General features: G+C 58.3%; 11 protein-coding genes. 6 read left to right on the forward strand and 5 right to left on the reverse strand.

Translation table 11 applies throughout. The features are described from left to right. Positions 1-131: 131 nt before the first annotated feature. From ACE10Z_RS04900 to ACE10Z_RS04910, 3 genes are all read right to left on the reverse strand, one after another. A complete protein-coding gene (locus tag ACE10Z_RS04900; protein WP_375786922.1) occupies positions 132-839 on the reverse strand; it encodes a LuxR C-terminal-related transcriptional regulator in 708 nt (235 codons plus the stop codon). Continuing rightward, the gene (locus ACE10Z_RS04905) at positions 811-1,572 is read right to left on the reverse strand and encodes an alpha/beta fold hydrolase (protein WP_375786923.1); all 762 of its coding nucleotides are present in this window, start codon (positions 1,570-1,572) and stop codon (positions 811-813) included. The genes ACE10Z_RS04900 and ACE10Z_RS04905 overlap by 29 nt, the downstream gene beginning before the upstream one ends. Before the next feature lie 495 nt (positions 1,573-2,067). After that, positions 2,068-4,170 carry a DNA/RNA non-specific endonuclease gene (locus ACE10Z_RS04910; RefSeq protein WP_375786924.1) on the reverse strand — a complete coding sequence of 701 codons (2,103 nt, stop codon included), beginning with the start codon at positions 4,168-4,170 and terminating at the stop codon, positions 2,068-2,070. A 246-nt stretch (positions 4,171-4,416) separates the two neighbouring features. Here ACE10Z_RS04910 and ACE10Z_RS04915 point away from each other — a divergent pair, with 246 nt between their 5' ends. From ACE10Z_RS04915 to ACE10Z_RS04925, 3 genes are read left to right on the forward strand one after another with little or no spacing between them, the layout of a single operon-like run. Beyond that, positions 4,417-5,748, forward strand: coding sequence for a metallophosphoesterase family protein (locus ACE10Z_RS04915; protein WP_375786925.1), 1,332 nt, complete (start codon positions 4,417-4,419; stop codon positions 5,746-5,748). A 10-nt stretch (positions 5,749-5,758) separates the two neighbouring features. Then, complete coding sequence (locus ACE10Z_RS04920) at positions 5,759-6,703, forward strand: trypsin-like serine peptidase (RefSeq protein WP_375786926.1); 945 nt, start codon at positions 5,759-5,761, stop codon at positions 6,701-6,703. Positions 6,704-6,715: 12 nt separating this feature from the next. Next, positions 6,716-8,977, forward strand: coding sequence for a caspase family protein (locus ACE10Z_RS04925; RefSeq protein ID WP_375786927.1), 2,262 nt, complete (start codon positions 6,716-6,718; stop codon positions 8,975-8,977). Positions 8,978-9,838: 861 nt separating this feature from the next. Here ACE10Z_RS04925 and ACE10Z_RS04930 read toward each other — a convergent pair. Together ACE10Z_RS04930 and ACE10Z_RS04935 are read right to left on the reverse strand one after the other, a co-directional pair. Next, on the reverse strand, positions 9,839-12,070 hold the full coding sequence (locus tag ACE10Z_RS04930; protein WP_375786928.1) for a hypothetical protein: 2,232 nt from the start codon (positions 12,068-12,070) through the stop codon (positions 9,839-9,841). A 97-nt stretch (positions 12,071-12,167) separates the two neighbouring features. Continuing rightward, complete coding sequence (locus ACE10Z_RS04935; protein ID WP_375786929.1) at positions 12,168-12,956, reverse strand: restriction endonuclease; 789 nt, start codon at positions 12,954-12,956, stop codon at positions 12,168-12,170. A 428-nt stretch (positions 12,957-13,384) separates the two neighbouring features. Here ACE10Z_RS04935 and ACE10Z_RS04940 point away from each other — a divergent pair, with 428 nt between their 5' ends. The 3 genes from ACE10Z_RS04940 (at position 13,385) to ACE10Z_RS04950 (ending at position 17,947) form a co-directional block, all read left to right on the forward strand. Further along, on the forward strand, positions 13,385-14,731 hold the full coding sequence (locus tag ACE10Z_RS04940) for a hypothetical protein (protein ID WP_375786930.1): 1,347 nt from the start codon (positions 13,385-13,387) through the stop codon (positions 14,729-14,731). A gap of 72 nt (positions 14,732-14,803) precedes the next feature. Continuing rightward, positions 14,804-16,750: a tetratricopeptide repeat protein gene (locus ACE10Z_RS04945; RefSeq protein WP_375786931.1), complete on the forward strand. Its 1,947-nt coding sequence runs from the start codon at positions 14,804-14,806 to the stop codon at positions 16,748-16,750. Positions 16,751-17,287: 537 nt separating this feature from the next. After that, entirely contained in the window at positions 17,288-17,947 is a 660-nt protein-coding gene (locus ACE10Z_RS04950) for a hypothetical protein (protein ID WP_375786932.1), read from the forward strand. Positions 17,948-17,968 lie beyond the last annotated feature (21 nt).

Raw genomic sequence — 17,968 nt, forward strand, 5'->3', positions numbered from 1 at the left:
AGCGCGGGGCATTCGGGTACTCGGGGAAACCCCGGGGCGGACGCCATACTTCGGTAAAAATGTCGCGAGCCAATTCGCGCCGTGCGCGTGCGAATTTCCGGGGCACGTCGGTGGCTCGGCGATCGCCGGGATCACAGTGGGATCAGGCCCTGCTTGATCCCCATGATGACCGCCGTGATCCTGTTGTTTGCGCCGAGCTTGCGCATCGCGTTCGCGAGATGAAATTCTACGGTCTTCTCTGAAATCGAAAGGATCTCACCGATCTCCCAATTCGTCTTGCCTTCCTTGCACCATCGCAGGCATTCCAGCTCCTGGCAGGTCAACGGCAACGATCGGAGCTCCCTCCCGTCCGCCAGTTCGCAGTATTTCAGCCAGTATTGGACCGCCAGCATGTAGACGTGGGTCATCCTTTGCGTCGGAGACGGGCATTTTTCCCGCAGGCTGAGGCTGATGAGGTCGACCTCGCTACCGATTCCGTGAATCGGAATCGTGATGCCGGAATGGACCCCGAGCTCCCGGCACTGCTCGAAGAACGTTCTCTGCTGTCGCGAAAATCCCGCTTCGCCGCCAGCATCCGACCAGGCGAAAGGCCTGCGTGCCGACTGGATTCGCTGGACCACGGGATCGATCTTGTCCCATTCGCCGGCCTGGTAGGCATCGAGGTAGCCAGCCGGGAACTCGCTCCAGGGTATCGAGCTCAGCCGTCGGTTTCTCACTCTGGCAAAGACGGCGTTTTCATAGCCTTCGTCTTCGACCGCGGTCAGAAAGAGCCGTTTGAGCTTCGCGGCCGACGTGACGTCCTGTGTGCTGTCAATGAATTCCTCGACCATCGCGACCATGGTGCCCCCACCTGCAGCGGTCCGCTGCGCTTGCATGCTTCAGAAATTTCATCATCAAGGAATTGAAGGCCGACGGAACCTCCCAATGAGCGGCGTGACCGGCATCGATAAAAATTGGTGCTCCGGTCCATATGTTCGCGAAGCGCAGCCGCCTCAGGTAGTCGGGCCGGATGAACGGGTCGGAGGACCCCTGTATGACGGCTATGGGCCTGCCGATCTCGGAGACCGCCGCGGCCTCGTCCACGCCGCGACCGGCCAGACCGTTCTTCACCATCCAGAGTCGGGCGTTGCCGTCGGTGCGCGCGGCCATGCGCGACAGGTGATGATGGAGCGGGAGCGGTCTCCCCATCATCGCGGAGACATACCGCCGAGTCTCTTCGCTGCCGAAACGCTTGCGCCCGGCCAGAGCGGTCGTCGACGTCCAATTGAAGCCTTCGCCGACGCCTTCGGCGTCGAGCCGTATCGGCGGCGTACCGCAAACGATCAGCGATCTCACCGCCGGATACCGGGCCCACATCTCGATTCCGATGTGTCCGCCAAGGGACCACCCGACGATGTGGAACGAGCGGTAGCCGAGAGTGTTCATCAGCGTCCGCAGCGAGTCCGCATAGCCGGGAAAACTGTAGGTGGTCCACGGTGAAAGCGAATCGTCGGAGCCGCCATGTCCCGGCAGATCGGGAATGACGACGCTCAGACCGGAACTAGCCAGCGCCTTGGCTTGTGCCGAGAACACCTCCTTGCACGAAGAATTTCCGTGGATCAGAAGGACGCCGACAGGGCCCGCCCTTCTCTCGTAAACGCGGAGCCGGAGGCCTCGAATATAGCAGGTACGCAACATCCCCTTGTCCTGCCCGCATTAAAATGACAGCCGGTTTTAAATAGGCGCTTCCCAATATTCACCGATGCGCCGAAACGCACCGAGCTTCAAGTTTTTGAAATTTGTCTTCTGCAACAACTGCAGATTGATTTTACCGGATCGTACATATCCGCGCGGCCCGGTCAAGCGCAACCGGACGCCTTCTCGCGTCCGTCGGCCGTCCTCGGCGTCCTTCGCTTTTCGGCGGCCGCGCGATGCGACAGCCGATGCCTAACTACCGGCCAGCCAAGGCCGGCTTCGCGGCTGCGATACGTCCGTAGCTCGCCGGCCGGATCGCAGTCCGGTCGCCGGCGACCATCGGTTAGCCGGCCGTCGGCGCCCCGCGGGCTCTCGCTCGTGGACGCCGAAAGGTCAGAGGAACGATGGCAGGAGGTCGCTCTCCTTCCGGATCAGGACCGCCGTTTTCGCTTCGCCGACCACGGGCTGGTTCTTGCTTTCGATGGTGTCGGCGTCGCGTATGGCGTTGCCGAAATCCAGCCCCGTACGCCGTTCGATTTCCGGAATGGCCACGCGCCACTGCGAGACGCTCACGAAAGCCGGCCCCGCCGGCGGCTTGATGCCGTGTTCGCGCTGTTCCGAGAGAAGCTGTAGCTGATCGACGACCAGGCCGACCGACTTCACGCCGGTCTTTCCCTTCCATGCGATGATCTTGAAGAAGGATGAGGGGATCTGAACGTCGTCGGACCAGAGATCGATCTTGTCGTCGAATATCGGTCCCTGAAAGACGCAGATCCGGTTGAGCGTATCTTCCGCGATCGCTCCGTTTTCAAGCACGTACTGCTCTGCGCCCTGCCAGAACTTGGTGCTCTCGTTGAAGCGGAAGTGCTGCGGGGAGCAGTTGGTGAAATGGTACGTGTCGGCATTGGCACGTTCCGCCTGCTCCTTCGTGCCCCAGTCGGGATCCGTGCGACGGGTGAGATGGCCGCGGTCGAAGAGGTTCGACCATGCCGAGTAGAAGGTCTGGTCCAGGAAGAAGCTCGCACTAACCCGCGGGTCCTTGTACCAGGTCTCGCCTTCCGCTCCGTCCTTGACCTCTCCGGTCGTTCTGTCGATGTCGAGGAATCGCTTGCCGTCGATATTCGTCGCCGTGAAGATCGCGATCCTCTTGGACTTGTTCATCTTGATGCTGAAATGTTCGTACTTCAGTTCGCCCTGTTCGGCGTTCGCCTCGCCGGCCCTGAGCGGCGCGACCTGGCGCGCAAGCTTCGCCGACGGCTCGGGCAGCGGGAAGCTGACTCCGTGCACGAAGTTGGGGTCGTAACCGTCGCGGTTCGAATAGTCCTGGTCTACCGCGATCTTCTCCGCCCCGCGAGTCAGCGCCTTTGGCGAAGGGGCGGGCGCCCGAACCGGCGTGCCGCCGTTCGGGGCGCCGATGCGGACGGTGATCTCGAGAGGCAAGATCAACTTCACCTCGGTGCTACCGGTATCGTCGGTCATGGTCGGTCCGTCCTGTCCCAGAGTGAGGCTTTCCTGAGCGTCGTGCGAGGGCCTGGGCGGCGAGAGCCGTTTTCCGCCCGTGCCGATGGAAATGCTTTTCGAAAGGTCGAGCGCCTTCTGCAGCAGCGTCCGCTGGGAATCCGGCAGCGACGGCAAGCGAGCGGAAAGGTCTTGGTAGATCGCGCTGATGCGCACGCCTTCGTTGACGTTGGTCGGAATGGGGCGTTTCTGTTCGTCCTCGCGTTCGAGAAACGGCTCTCCGAAATGGTGCAGAGCGACCAGTTCCCAGGAGTCGTTGAAGACGGGAGATCCGGAGGATCCATGATCCGTGTCCGTCTCGTACAGCAGCGTGCGATCGGTGCGATATTGCAGAACGTTGTCGCGGACCGCGATCATCTTGGGCAGCCCGTTGGGATGCTGAATGATGTTTACGTTCATGCCGATGACATGTCTGTCGGGGCGGTCGGACATGACGCAACAGCCGAGCTCGGTCGGACCGGCGGCTCCGGAGGTCCTCGCGCCCAGCGCGATCAACGCGTAGTCGAATTCCTCCTGTTTGGAGAAGATGGCGAAGCGAGCCGGGTCGAGCCTGTAGGTCGTCACTGGGCGCAGACTTCCGTCCTCGCCCATCTCGCGGTCGAACGTAACCTGCGCGGCAACGGCAACGGTTTCGTCGCCGATGACGTGCTGGTTCGTGAGAAATAGGTCCTCGCTGACCAAAAATCCGCTGCCGGCCGTCCAGCTTCCGGCATTCGTGGTCTCCACGAATCCGACGGCCCGGCGTGCGGTCGCGCCGGCGGGTAGGAACCACGATGCCTGAAGGTCGTCCGACCCGATGATCGCTTCTGCCCCGGTCGGCAGCCTCTGACGTGCGGCGCGCGCCATGTAGACGGCCATTCGGGCTCGATCCGGCTCTGCCTCGCGCCATCGCTTGTCGTTGACGAGGGCTCTGACCTTATCCCGGTCATCCTTCGATTTTTCAACGATGTCCTGGAAACGCGACCTATCCACTTCCATGCGCTGAACTCCGTCGCAGCCGTGAAGGATATCGACCGCCGATGTTCCGATACTGCGAAGACACTGATACGACAGACAAGCTGGGAGATTCCCGGGGCGTCGGACCGTACGGATTTCGCTGGGGCGGAACGTCCGTGGACCCAGGGGCTAGGGTAATGCCGAGGGTGCGCATGGCGCGCTATTCTGGCTCAATGGCCAGGGTGGCCGAGCGCTTGCGGCCGCGCGGCGAAATGACACGGAGACCCTATGGCGACGCAACCGACCGATCATCCGGGCATCGATGAGCCCGTCGTGGTGACCTTCGAGCAGGTCGCAAAGGCGCTCGGGACCACCGAGGCCTTGGGAAACCTCAACGAAGCGGCCGGACGCGACGATCGTACGCCGCCCGTCGAGAAGGCTGCGATCATGGCCGGCATCGGAAACGTGCTGGAGCAGATCCGAAAGGCGGAAGCGAGCGTGGGAGCGAAGGTTCTCACCACTCCGCACGACGCGCGAGCTGCGCGCCTACAGAGCCTGATAGCCTCCGGAGAGGCCGCCAACCTCAAGTTCGGCCCCCTGCCAAGCGGAGGCAGGGAAGCGATGTTCGACACCGACGATTGGTTCGGGTGGGCCTCCGTCGCCTGGGAGAAGCTCAAGCATCTCAAGCCGCACACGATGATCCGGCCGCAGTCGCGCAAGGCCGTCCCGTTGGCCGACGTGGCGCGCATCGCCGTGCTGGGCGATTGGGGCACCGGCCTGTACGGAGCGCCGAAAATCGCCGATTCCGTCAGGACGGATCCCGATCCGTTCGCCATGATCCTCCACCTCGGCGACGTCTACTATTCCGGCACCGAAAGGGAGGTGAACGAGCGTTTCCTGCGGGTATGGCCGGGCAGGAAGGAGGCGGTAAGCCGCGCGCTCAATTCGAATCACGAAATGTATTCGGGGGGCGACGCGTACTTCGGAAGCACGTTGCCGGCCTTCGGTCAGGACGGCAGCTACTTCGCCTACCAGAATGCGAACTGGACGTTGGTGGGGCTCGACGTCGCCTACATCGATCACGCCATCGACGACGCGCAGGTCGATTGGCTCCAGGGCATTCTACATGATGCCGGAGACAGAAAGGTCGTCCTGTTTTCGCACCACCAGCTCTATTCGAGCATCGAGTCCGAGCAGGGCGCCAAGTTGTGGTCGCATCCGGGATTCGGAGCCATCCTGCGCAGCAAGCGCATATTCGCCTGGTATTGGGGACATGAGCACCGCTGCACGGTCTACGCCGGAAAGGATTCCAATTTTGGAATTATGGGGCGCTGCATCGGAAACAGCGGCATGCCGCAGGGACGGGCCGCTACGATCGGCCTGCCGCGCTCGGCGGATCCCGCCTTTCAGGAGGCGGATTGGCGGCAATGTCCCGCAGTGACCGTCGAAGGCAATCCGCTTCCGCCGGCCATGGTGCTGGAGGGGCGGAACGAGTTCATCAAGGGCGAAGAGGAAAAATTCTCCCCTCACGGATATGCGGTTCTGACGCTGGACGGCCCGCACCTCAAGGAACAAGTGAAGTCGGCAACCGGCAAGGTCATCTACGAAAAAGTACTGTAGGGAGGCGCTTATGGCTCTCGACCAACGACACGCCTTTCTCCTCGACCGTGCTAGGCGCGCGCTCGGGCACAACACGCCGATGGACGCGGTCGACAAGGTAAGGTCGATCATCGGCGCGAAGGACATTCCGAACAGCGAAGCGGAAGCCCAAATGGCGATGGACACGCTCCTTGCAGGAGACATCCCGACGCCGGCCCAGCTTGCGGCCCTCGAAATCGTCGTGCGTTTGATGCGTCCCGTCGTGTTCACCGAGGACGGCATACTGGGCGATCTGCCGGAGACGAAGAACCGCGACCTGCGTCCCGAGGATCTGACGAAAGCCTGGAGCGCATTTCAGACGATGGTTCGTCCTCACATCGGATCCATCGGGCGTATCGAGGATTCCAAGGGAAGACACGTGGGCACCGGGTTCGTCGCCGGAGACGATCTGATCGCCACCAATCGACACGTCCTGTCGGTTCTCACGACCGGGGCGGAGGCGCTGCGGCCCGACACCTGTCACATTGTGTTCAAGTATGAATACAACCGGGCGAATTCCGGATCCGACAAGGTTCCGATCGACACCGTAAAGGCGATCCACCCGACGCTCGACGTCGTCCTGCTACGCGCCCCCGTGGCCGGGCGCGCAGCATTGCCGTTCAGCCGGACGCAGCCCTCGGCGGGAGATCGCGTCGTCACCATCGGATATCCCGGAAGGGACGAAGACAATAATCCGCTCTTCATGGGGCAGGTGTTCGACGGAAAGTTCGGGGTCAGGCGAGCCGCGCTCGGCGAGGTCCTGGATGGATCGGCGACACCGAATCTGTTCCACGACTGCTCCACCACACAGGGAAATTCGGGTTCGCCGGTCTTTCTGATCGGCGACGCCACCGTCGCTGCGATCCACCGTTCGGGATACTTCATGTACAGGAACGAGGCCGTCGCCACCGACGAACTCGCAAGACTGCTCAACTGAACCGGAATACTAATGCCCTATCGCGCATTGATCATAGGAATCGAGAACTACGCGGCGGTCGACGACGGAAGTCTGGCAAAGTCACTGCCAGGAACGGTCAAATCTGCCGGTGACTTCAAGGACTGGCTGTCGGCGAAATGGAAGGCCGAGGCGGTGGCGGACGCGGATACCCAGATGCTCGTCTGTAGCGAGCCGGCTTTGCCGGGAGGCAGACCGGCAACCACGAAGAGCATCCTGAACGCCATTCTGGAATTAAAGCGCGATGGGCAGGGTGCAACGGACGAATTTTATTTCTTTTTCAGCGGACACGGCTTTTCTTTCGTCGACAACGGCATCCGTGCTGACATGCTCGTCGCATCCGACTTCGAATCCATGGTGTTGTCCGGAAGCTCCTGCCTGAATCTAAATAGGTCGATCTATTGGCTGCGGCAGCACCTTGGACCCGGACGTCATTACTACTTCGTTGATGCATGCCGCAATGTGTTGAGCGAAAAGGACATCATGCCGACCGGCATGCTGTTGCCCAACGATCCTCAGACGACCAGCGAAGCGTCTTCTTTCGTCCTGCAGTCCGTGAATGCGGGAGCCGTTGCTCCTGTCGATAAGGTGTTTCCGGACGCTTTGATTGCCGGCCTCAAGGGGGCCGGCGACGCGAAGACATGGGACGAGCGCTTCGACGACGCGATGGTCGTGCGGTTCGACACGCTGTGGAAGCACCTCGAGGAGAAGTTGCGGCCTCGGGAGGTCTACGGGACATTTGCCGGAACACAGCGTCCGGAAAAGACGCTCTTCTCGATCCTTCGCCCGGTTCCGACCTCCGTGTGTACGGTCGATATTCGGGGCACGACACCACGAGAGGCGACTATCGTATGCGCGGGCAGCCGCGGCGATCCGTCCGTCAGCGTGAAGGCTGCGGGTATGTCGACAGCGATCCATCTGTCTCCGGACCGATATCGCATTTCCTTGTTCGACGATTTGAGCGGGAGAATAATTGCAGGTCCGGAGAGTCAGACGGTTTACGATGACGTCAAGGTCACGCTTCTACCGCACATTGCATCGCAGCCAGGCGCGCGGGGCGGCGCTTTTGATGGTCCGCTCTCAAACATAGTCGTGCCCACCGACGGATCAATCGAACTCCACGATGCTGCCGGCTTGACGAACGAATTCCGTAAAGCGACGCACGTGCGTATTCCGAGGGGCCGATATGCGGCGATCCTGCGCGACGGCGATTCTCGGATCGTCAATCGGTTTGATGTCGAAATCGGCAATGCCGGAAAGATGATCGGCGGAGTGGCAGATTGGGCTGGCAGCCTTCCTCTCGACTCGATCGCAAAGCGGTTTCCGACAACTGATCACGGAGTCTGGTTTTCTGAGTCGTTGGGAGGGCCGATAGTCGACCCTGACCTGGACCTTTGGCTTGCGATCATCGGCGCAGGCAAGATCTTAGGCTCGGCGTCGAACATCGACTACTCCAAGCTGAAGGAGCTCCCTCTCAAGGAATTTACGGGCCGCAAGGTCGGTTCGACGGCGGTGTACGTCCTAGGCGGATTCGACGACATAGGCGCGCGTCTGGACGTTGGCCTATCCGGGCGCGCCGACGATGTCGCCTGGTCGATGGCCGCGGAGCCCCCCGGGATGGTGGGTGTCCGGGAATGTCTCATCGAAGCCGAGCCAGGGGAATTGTTGCTGTCGTTTCGCGTCGACGGTAATGCTGCCTACTCGGTTGCATCCTTTACTGCGGAAAACAGGGTGACCTTCGTGACCCTGTCCCGAGAAACTGATGGTAACCCGCGCATCTCCCAATATCTGCTTCCCGTCGGCGCGCTCCAGGACCACCTTGACCCCAAGATCGGCGCACTTCTCCGCGGCCGCAACCAACTTCACGACGTCAAGCGGGTCGCCTTGGCGGAGCGTGCGTTCCGGAAACGCCAGGAGTTGTCGAGCGCCCTAACGGATTCCGACGTCGAGCATCTGCGATCGGGAGCGTGGCCCGACCCGATTGTTTCAGCGTTGGCGGCATACGAATGCATTCGTCGTGGCCGGCTAGGCGATGCGCGAGGCATCATCGAAGCCGCAGCGCACAATGGCGTTCTCCTCCCGGACTTCGATGCTCTTCGAATCCTGACGGGCGAAGCGGAAGCCAAGATAGCGGGGGTGCCAGTCTTCCTCGACGGATTGAGAGCCTACGGCGATAAGGTGGCGAACTTGCCATTGCCGGAAGCCAACCTCGACTACGGCAGTGCATGGACGGCTTGGCTTTCCGCGGTCAGGTGAAGCGGGCGCACCGGGCTCCCGAGAGGCCGGGCCGAATTCACTCGTTGCATCATTATCATTTTCCTTCATGGCGCCCAGGTTGGGGTGCCGAGCGTTCCTGTCGAAAAGGTGGGTAGGCAATCTATGCGCTATCGGTCTGGCGAAAGAACGAATTGCGTTCTGACGACTTGCCGCGGATCGCTTGATCGCGAACCTGCAGCGAAAGGTGGTCTAACCAGCATCGCCGTGATCGAGATCTGTGGAACAGGAGGTCGGTGGTTCGAGCCCACCCAACTGTACCAACGAAATCAATGGCTTATTTCATCGCGCCACGATCTCTACGATTGTTAGCTACCGAGCAGCAACCACTGCGACTAGTCACGCTTAAGTGCGCGAAACGTAGGATCGACTCTGCTTGTTTCCAATGAGGTGCCACCGGTGATGGACGATCAAACTGTCCGCCTGTGGCTCGTCCATACGCGATCGATTGCGTGTTCTGGATGATGTTGAGGTCACGAACTATCCGACGGCCGGATGCCACTCGAAGGCTGGTATCGACGTGACGCAATCCGAAAGCCGAAGAAGAATGCTTCGCAGCCTAAGCGTGCGAAAATCTGCGCTGGCCCACGGTGAACCAGGTTGGCGGCGGCCCACGCCACCTATTCAGCTCAAATGAAGCTTCTGAACGCGGGGGCGCGGTTGAAATTGCCTGGTGTTACGGCCGTCCTGGGCATGCGCAGCTAGCGATCGATGTTCTTGTTAGTATGAAGGACGGGACGCTCGAGGTTTGGCAAAGCAAGCGCCGTATGGACAGGAATGACCGACCAAGGATATCGCCATCCGTCGCAAGGAGGAGCGCTGCACTGAAGGCCGTGACAGCGGTCAGCTTTGATCTAACTTGATCATTCGACCGCGCTGGCGCTCCGCCTCCGCAAGAATTGTTGGATAATTGTTGTGGAGCACCGAGGGAGCAGGAAATGTCTCACAACGAAGGCTGCCGACCTCTCCGGGCCTACTATACCCCAATACGATAACCTGTATTTCTGGGGCGTCGACGGTAAGGCATCCCACTTGCGCTTGATACTGCACCTCTTGCGCGCTCGGCATTGCGTTCGCGCGGCAGAGCCAAATTTGTAGAGGCGGATTCTCGCCTATTTGAAATCGGCGTCGCGGGTGCTCGGCCAGGGTGGGTATTAGTTGATCGAGATATCGGGCAATGTTCTCAGGCCCGTCGTGTCCGAAGCTGCGAAGTATGCTATCCAGCCGCAACCAGTTGGTGGGTCTGAGCCTGTCCAACGCTTCGAGCATGCCAACGAGCGCTGCTGGACGCGGCTGTGATTGCGGAGGTGTTGTTCGCCACGCCTCCCCTTCAAAGTGATGGTCCACCTTGTCGCTGAAGCCGTCCCAAGTGACCTGATCGGCCTGCTTTAGCTGCTCGCTGATGTCCATATCGAAGCGGTTTTTGGCGATGTACGCTCCCAGGTGATCGGTCTCATCGAAAAGCAACGCGCCTTTGAGACCGGCGACCCGCTGCCGCACTTCGAGATAGTGAAGCAACTCCCCTGTCGTCGGCAAAAAACGTCGAAGCACGAAGAGGTCGTCGACGGACATCGAGATAAACGGGTATTTGCCGAGGATAGGCTCCACGCCCGGCAGTTCTTTTGCCATGGCCGAGAAAGGCGTGAAGGCTTCCACGGTAAGGCCAATCGGCAGGATCAACCGGAACTGGTTTTTCGAAAGCCGGGAAGCCTCGACATAATCTCCGTCGATGAGTTTGTACAACGGGACCGTGGGTGCGCTCGCAAGATAGTCCAAGAATCGCTTGCACTGCTGATAGGCCTTGACGATCAATTCTTGAACGACACGCTCGTGGCTCGCAAAGTTCGTCGCTGGAGATTGCATCGGCATGACACCTGCCTTTGCTTCAATCACGAACAGCACATCCGCCAATACGATCAGAAGGTCGGTCTCTACCCAACGACCGGTCTGTACGTCCTTATAGAAGACACTCTCAACCGTCTGAGCACCCCTCAACTGATCTGACAAGATGAGGGGATACGCTTGCTCGATAGCGCGCCCCTGACGCTTCAGCCATTCATCGCGATAGGGCAGCCGCCTCCAGAGGCCCCATTGAATCGCTCGATATGCTGAATCACGAACAAACTGGCCGTCTGTTGCGTAGAAGTCAGTCCCAAGCTTGATCCCAGGCTTGATCCGTGCCGGTAGCGTCCGCATCGGAGTGCCGGAAAACGGGCCATTTGCAAAAAAGTCGCTGTTCTGGCCGGGCTTGTAAGAGAGATCTTCGAGCAATGGCAGCGGCAGGTTGGAATGGCGGCTGAGGTTGCAGACTCCGCCAAAGAACAGGTCGCGAAATAGTCCGGACATCTCAGATCCGAACGAGCTGTCATCCGCCCTCCGCCGTTCCAATACCGCCCCAAGGCTTTCTCCAGAGGCCTCTACTTCTCGATAGGTGTCGTCCATCCGCTCCTTGATCGCGCCCGCTGCTTGGCTGAAGCCGGTTCTGAAAGTGTCGGAAATGCTTTGAATTCCCTTTGCGACGTCGACGAAGCCTATTCCATAGGCCTCTCGCAAAGCAGCATCGTGTGGTTCGAGCACGAATCGAAAGAATTCCTCTTCCAATACTTGGTAGCGATGACCTCTGATCATCGCCCACGTCGACTTTGCGTGGAATTCGGTTTGGGTTTTCGAGCTGGCCATGCAGTACCACATGGTCTTGTCCTGAAGCTGGCCGAGCGCATTCATGAATTCACCAGCCGTATTCTCGTCGAACGGAGTTTGTTCCGTCGGCAGCGGGCTGTGGCTGCTCCAAACGGCGTGCACATACTCCAGAGCAAATTGGAAGGTCGTTATGGCATCCTTGTTCGGGCGAGGCTCGTCCTCCGAACCCGCGGGGGTCAGCATTATGACCATGTGAAACTGAGCGAGCAGATAGCCAAGGAGTTGAATGGGCGGTTGACGCAGCACGAGATCGCAGACTGTCGCGGCAAGGACCTCCATCTCTTCGCGAGTGCTTTCAGCTACCTCAGCCCGATCGAGGATTCGCCACTCATCACTTGGCGCCGTGGTATCGCCTCCCTCCTTGCTTTGTCCCAAGATGTCACCCTCTATGGTCAAAATGATCGCCTGCGCCCGGCTACGAAATGCTGAGGTTGACGATCCCGATCCCTTTTCATCCGACCAGGCGTCAGTTCTACTCAGCTACGGGCAAGTGGTCCGTTACCGGATGTTCTAAGAGCACGCCGTTGCTGTCGAAATACGTGTTCGGCAATTTGAAACGTGCGCTGGCTTCGACAAGGGCCTGTGTCGCTATGTCGAGATATTCACGATAAGAATTAGCAGTAACTTTGGCGATTGCGCGCGGGTCGCCCCTTGGGTCGTTGAATGTCGCAGGAAAAGGCTGCTTGTGAACGAAGTAGTTTGAATACCCACCATCGAGGCCGAAGAAAATTGAGTACTTATTAAACGGGTCTACCCCTTCAAGGTCTTTTTTGTCGATTAGGTCCGTTCCATATTTTGGGTATCCAGCTGCACCACGGGAAATGGGTAGGAGGTGGTCGCGCATCCTTGCAAGTATCATGAATACGCCACTCCTCCATTCCTCGAAAAATGTCGTCTGAAAACCTGAGAAATCCATTAGATGAACGTTTGTCGCCAAACGGGAAACTTCGGCCCCTCGTTGGAATCCCTTTCTGGAAATGATCAAGCCAAAGTGCGCCCCGGAATCCGCGCAGACCGACCGAAATGAATGAACGACATTTTGGGGCACAGGCTTGTCCCAGTGTTTGCACTCGCACAACACAATAGTTGGGATAGGCGTCGAGCGTTTCACGGCATAGACATCGATTTCAACGGTCCCACGAACCGTTTCGAGCTTGTGCGCCCGCTTGCTCACATAGCCCATTTCGGAGAATGCCAGCTCGATCATAGTTTCGAGTTCTTGCCAGTTCGCGGGATTCCGATCGAAGAAATGTGTCGCCATTTGATCCTTCCGAACTGCGTGCTGACCGACACAGCATTGAGGAAGCCCTCAGCGTTCAAGCAGATTTCGCTTTCCCGATTTTGGCGCATCCGGCGATGCTGCCATCGAACACGCGGTACAAGGCTCGCCCTTGGTTGACCGCGGGCGTATTGAACCCGAGACCCTCCCAATCCTGGGCGTCCGTCGTGGGTCGAATCTCCAAAATTCCCCATAACGAAGAAGTGCGAACATAGCATGAACATACTACAAGGCAAGACGTGCGCTCCGATACACTCGTAGGAGCAGCTCTGCTGATCGAGACAAGGCGCAATCTTGGTTGCGCATTGTGGAATAGCGGAGCGCTTGTCGGCGCGGATCTTTGGTAAAGCAAGCCTACTGATGGCGGATAATGGCCTGTCAGTTAGCGGTCACACGACGAGAACGGACAGATGCTCGAACTTCCAAGAATTCGGCCCTTGTCCGAGGATCGAGATATTGATTTCGTCATTGCTCAGGCCGGCGGCCGACGAGCACACGAAGACTCGGATCGGAAGGACACAAGAAACTCCGACTACGTTCTTGGGCAATCAGTGATCGAGCTCAAGCTGTTGGATGACGAACGGCTCGAAAAGCCTGAGGCCCAGGCGAAGATCGGTTCGCTGTTCGGAGCGCTCCAGCCAGATCGCCCGGTGGTGGTGATCGATCCGACCGTAATCGAGCAGAATGATCGATATGCTTACGCGACGATCATGCAGGGACCGATCAGGGGCGTCGTGCGGTCAGCGCGAGCACAACTGAAGCAGAGCCGAAGAGAGATTGGCGACGACGCCATCACGGTCCTTTTCGTTGTCAACAACGGCTTCACGGCGCTCACTCACGAGGAGCTTCTGGATTATGTTGTGATCCGGGCGCGGAACGACACCGACGAGATCGACGCGGTTGTGGTCGCCGGTTGCTATCTTCATGGAGACGGATTCGACAGCTATGCATTGTGGCCGATCGACTACGTGTCGATCCACGAGGAACGCCCATTTACAGAATTCGAAGCCCTGAAATCCGCTTGGAACGAGCTTGCCAACCGACATATGACTGAGTTCATAATGGGCGAGCACGGCCTAACGGCGGCCAAAGAAGCTCAGACCGACATCGTGTTTGAGTGGGAAGGACGTGTCTTCGTAAAGCCGGCAACGCCTATCGGTTCCGAGAGCAAGTTTTTTCGAGCCGGGCGGCCGAGACTCAACCACGTTCCCTTCGAACGTGTGAGGCATGTCGCGTTTACCGTTCCGCGGCTTTCGCAAGTCGAATACCGCCGGGTGAGGGCCGCGCTGAAAGACGAACCACTGTTGGAAAGTTTGGACACCTGGAACGATCATGTCGAGGAGGCGCTGTCACACGGCACGCCCATGAGACCAGTGGTTGCGATCGATGTTTCACGGGGCACTTGGGAGGCATGGAAGCGTCGCAATCCAGGCAGCTCAGGACTGGATTCTCTGCGAGCCGCCGCAAATGTCCGCTACGGCGTCGAGGCCAGCAAGTTGGTGCATGCAGCGAAGGAGCTTCATCCGGGGATCGTCGTTCCTCGAAGGTATATCGCCGTGGTCATCGAACTGATCGGACAGGACGAAAACAATGACGTGTCGCGCATCGGCGTTTGCACGAGCGGAGATGTCGAGTGGATCGTCTTGAACGCAAGATTGTCGCACTTCGGAGCGTTGGCTTTGGCGGCCGCTCATGCAATCCACCTTGGCGTAGCCAATATTCTCTGGGCACACGATCTAAGGTATGCATGGGTATAGGTTGCGGGCGATCACCTCAGTCTCAAGCAAGGCTTCAACTTCCGCGGTTACGGTTACCTCAAAAGAGATAAAATGGACCCCCTCAACGAGTTTCCGAAGCGGGATAAAAATCACACGATAGAAACCAGGGCAGAGACCGCGTTTCGGGGTCTTCTCGCTCGCTCGAGCGATTTCTTCCTCCAAGTTTCGGACCATAGAGACTACGGAACGGACTGCCAGATCGAAGTTGTAGATCATGGCCAGGCTACGAACGTCAGGCTACACGTCCAATTAAAGGGAACCGAAAGAGCCCTGAACTCCGATGGTTCGATCAGCGTGGAGATATACCGTTCCAACCTGAACTATTTGCTGATGCATCGGTATTCCTTTTACGTCTGTTACCATCTTCCGACTGATAGCCTGCGGATCTGCACAGCGGATAGCGTTCTAAGACAGTACGAGCACGACAAAAGAAACTGGTCCGAGCAGGCAACACTCACCGTACGGTTTGTGGAGCCGCTGACTGACGGGCGCCTGAAAGCACTGGCGGCTCTTGCAAAGTCGGACGCAATTTCCTCACGAGACAAACGAGTCAGTCAATTGACCGCACGGGCAGAAGATGTTTCGAGCATAGTAAGAAGCGCTCTGCCGGACCTGCACGTTCCGGAGGACGATAAGCTCGCGTTGGACTTGCTTGCAAAGCTGTATGACCGCGGTGCGGATGAAGTCGTTAGCGCCGCATTCGAAAAATTCGCTTCCGTGCTCGGGCCCACCCATCCCGCTATGGGGTTGTGCTATATGGCCGAGATCAATCTCGGGATGGCAGGGAAGTGTCGCTTCATCGATCGGATCGAGGACGGGATAGCGCACCTTACATCCGAGCTCGGAATGGACCGCTGTCAGATCGGTAGCCTCCATTATTCAATCGGGAACGGCTTCGCGGCGCTCGGCAAGGAAGCGGAAGCCATACGTGCGTACCAAGACGCACTGCGGCATCTTTCCCCAGCGGACGATGCTGAATTATTGGCTCAATGCTTTAAAAATATAGGTTCAAGTTTCCAAAGGCTCGGGGAGGAGGAAAAGGCGGCTAGGTATTATCGCGACGCGCTTCGGCTTAGCCCTCATCTCGGCGAAGCACACTACGCATTGGGCAGTTACTTTCATCGAGCCGGCCAATACGAGGAAGCACTCGTCCACCTCGACAAGGTCGTCTTCCCTAGTGACACACTCGGCAAAATATCGTCCGTCGTCCGCCTCAGAATAAATGTTCTCTTCAATTTGGGAGACGGTAAACAGGCGTTTCGTGAGATAAATGGACTCTTGGGCGATGCTGGCAACGAAGGCTGGATATGGCCTTGGTGCGCCGGGCAAGTCGCAAGTTTCGGGCGCACCTCAGTGGCGAACGCCGGGCTCGCCACGGCGTTTTGGGAAAGATATCTGAAGACGCATCCTGATAGCTCGGATGGCAAGCGTGAATTGCTGCTGTCGAAGCTGTATCGACGTGCAAGAGGCCAGGACATCGGGAAGTCATACGCTCAGTTCGAAAAGGAATTCGAAGCTACCATCGAGCAGGTAGACGCCGACGTTGTCGCGTTCCTGTGGGATCGTCTAGGCCACTGGGCGCAGGACGAAGACAACTGGGCGGCCGCGGAGCGCTGTTTTCGAAAAGCATACGAGCTCGAAGGCGGGCACTACGGCTACTGTCTAGGCACAGCACTGAACTTTCTTGATCGATATGAGGAGAGTCTACCAATCCTCATTTCTCAGGCCGAAGAGATTCAGCCTGACGATATGAGTTGGTTTCAGGTCGCGAGGGCATATGAAAACCTGGACCGAATACCGGAGTGCGTCGACGCGTACCGAAAGGCCATATCGCTGAATCCAAACTATGATCTAGCGTGGTTCAATCTTGGCGGCGTGCATTGGAATAGCGGAGACCGAGAAGAAGCTAGCCGCGTCTGGAAATCAGCAGTGGAGCGGTTTCCAGACCACGAGCTGACTTCTAAGCTCCGCAGCGATCTACCCTTCGCCCTTTTATAGGTAATTTCTTGTACATCTCGCTGGCGCCTATCGTCGCGTCAACGATTTTACGGGACACGCCTCAGGTTCGGCAGCGGAAGGCGTCGATTGCAAAGAGGTTGTGCGTATTATACTGCACATTGATCCGGGGCAGCGGTCGGATCGAGCTCGCCGACCGTGGGAAACCCACCTTGCGCGAGTCCGTTGGATGACCGGGCACTGCAGCCGCGATCTCCTGCCCGGCGAAGCTCCGCACTAATGCCCGCAAGAACCTTGTGAGCGCAAACACCAGCCTGCTAGCGGTGACTGCCTTTCTTCCTTCGCGGGTCCACCGCGGCAATAGCAGCTCAGGGGCGCAGCGTAGAATACGCGAAATCGAGCGTCTGGAGCTGTCTAGCACTAGCTCAATTAGTACGTGCGTCATCGAAGGAAGTCGCGTAGTTTGGCCCAATTGGATCGCTGGTTTTTGACTTTTGCGTTGACCGAAGCGCCCCCGTTTCAGTGAAGGCATGCGCGCTCGTTTAACGCACCTAAAAGCATCCCGCCCGTAAGGTTCACATGGATCATCTCTTACTACCAAACGGATTGAAGAGACTTATCCGCGATCGATATCTCGCGGGCGTTTCAGATGCTCAGATGAAGTACCCGCTTAGCGCCGGCGACGAGGACACTCTCACGGGAGCGCTTGGAAGTAACATTTCTATGCCGAGCCAAATGATTTTCAGCGAGGGCCAGCGACGATTTGCTTACCAGATTTCCTATCACAAGATCCGCGGACGAGGGCCGGGAGCACCTGAGAAGCGTTTGGGGGCGGATGGAATTTTTCAGATCGAAGTCAACGACGAGCGCGGGCGACGACGAAAGGGACTTCCGTTTCAAGCTAAGAAAGGATGGCGCAATTTAGATCACTCCCTTTTTGAACAAGCTAACCTGATGATCGAAACTGCGGGCGATGGGATCGTCATCGATTATCGAAAAGATCGATATAGTGCATGCCGAGCCGAGGACGTACTTCACAGTCAGGCCGATAGAAGGGTGGCTGACCGTGCTGGAAATGTACACCCTCTAGGGCAGATGCTCGCCAATGACTTTCTCGATTGTACGATCGGAAAACCTGGACTGTTTTTTGATCCAGAGACGGAGAAGTGGCAGACAGATGTCATTCACCCCCCTGCCGTTAAACATGTCATAACGACACGCGTGTCCGAAATTAGGTAGCGTAAGTCGAACAGCAAAAGC

Source organism: Bradyrhizobium sp. Pha-3, from assembly GCF_042258615.1.
Taxonomy (GTDB): domain Bacteria; phylum Pseudomonadota; class Alphaproteobacteria; order Rhizobiales; family Xanthobacteraceae; genus Bradyrhizobium.